The sequence below is a fragment of the Micromonospora sp. LZ37 genome, from assembly GCF_059359015.1.
Genome location: NZ_JCADBL010000037.1, coordinates 1 through 624 on the forward strand (window position 1 = coordinate 1; position 624 = coordinate 624).

The window sequence follows — 624 nt, forward strand, 5'->3', positions numbered from 1 at the left end:
TACGTCGTGGTCGGTGTCGTTCCACCGGTGCGTGACCAGGTCCCGCTCTGCGGGGGTCAGCAGGTCCAGGTCGCTGACGGGCTGCCCGGGATCGGTGGTCACCGCGCGCAGCAGCTGGACGAGCCGCTGGCTGAGAGCCTCCGCGGTGCCGTGGTCGAACAGGTCGGTGGCGTATTCGAGGGTGATGGTGATGCCGTCCGGCGAGCCGTCGGGCTGGCTCTGCTGCTGGTAGCCGAGGGTCAGATCAAACTTGGTAGCCGGCAGAGGCAGCGGTTCGGTGCGGGCCTGCAACTGCGGAATGTGCCACTCACGGGTCATGTCATCGTCCGACGCAAGCGCCACCTGGAAGAGGGGGTGGTGGGCGGCGGTGCGGGTGGGGTTGAGGATTTCGACGAGGCGTTCGAAGGGGATGTGTTGGTTGGTGTAGGCGGTGAGGGTGTGTTGGCGGATGCGGTGCAGGAGTTGGGTGAAGGTGGGGTTGCCGGTGAGGTCGGTGCGTAGGACGAGGGTGTTGACGAAGAAGCCGATGAGGTGGTTGAGGGCTTCGTCGTTGCGTCCGGCGATGGGGGCGCCGATGGGGATGTCGGTGCCGGCGCCGGATCGGTGCAGGAGGGTCGCGAGGGC

Annotated in this window: 1 protein-coding gene; it reads right to left on the reverse strand. The window is 67.3% G+C overall.

Annotated features, from left to right (window positions below; all coding sequences use genetic code 11):
• Positions 1-624: condensation domain-containing protein (locus AC5L3Z_RS29515; RefSeq protein ID WP_494846651.1), on the reverse strand; the 624-nt coding region annotated here is incomplete at both ends.